Raw genomic sequence first — 794 nt, forward strand, 5'->3', positions numbered from 1 at the left:
CATTGGTTGCTAACTTTTACTTTTTGCAATCATTGCGCCTTCATAAATATACAACAACCAATCGGTTGATTACTTTGCTGCTATGATCACATATATAGTGTTATAGGCTTTGTTTTTTTCTTTGAACTAGCCATACCAAGTATACCTTAATGAAAAAATGAAACAGAGTACGTTCTGCTACGTATTATTACGTATTGAGCATGAATTCAGTTAGCGGTCACTTTTTTATTTACTTAGGATTGGTCAATAACCAAATTCACAATTCACCCGCGTCACTAATGTCCGCAGTTCCGTTAAACTTTTTTTGTTTATAACGGTTAGTATAAGTCTCTTTTTTAGTAAGGTTTATATTAACCGTTATAGTTTATTTACTTCCATTGTTTTTTACGATTCTTTTTCCAAGACCGAGTATTTTTGTAAATAGTGGCATTGATAGTTTCGTATCCATGTGGAAAACAATAAGAACATCCACCCATTTCTTCATGGTGGAGAATTCTTGAAATCTTAATATTTGATACTTTCTTAGGAAAATCAACGAAACCAAATTCATTTAATCCAAAAGTTTTTTTTAGCTTTTTGTAGTTTTTCAATTTCTCAATGTTTTAAGTTTTTAACTCAAAACACTGATCCTTTTAATATTAAAATTAAATTATCCATTTAAATGTTTTTTTATTCAGACTAACTTACTTCAAGTTATCGTATTTATTAACCAGTTAATTTCCTCCAAGCAATATGATTGTTCAGAAAAATAGAGGGAATTGCCTATAACGTTGCGTATAACAAGCGTTGCTTCC

At 30.2% G+C, this 794-nt stretch carries 1 protein-coding gene; it reads right to left on the minus strand.

Annotation, left to right across the window (positions count from 1 at the left end):
- Positions 1-368 precede the first annotated feature (368 nt).
- Complete coding sequence (locus DZ60_RS0122015) at positions 369-590, minus strand: hypothetical protein (protein WP_025744151.1); 222 nt, start codon at positions 588-590, stop codon at positions 369-371.
- Between the last annotated feature and the right edge of the window lie 204 nt (positions 591-794).

Source organism: Aquimarina pacifica (assembly GCF_000520955.1).
GTDB classification, from domain to species: Bacteria; Bacteroidota; Bacteroidia; order Flavobacteriales; family Flavobacteriaceae; genus Aquimarina; species Aquimarina pacifica.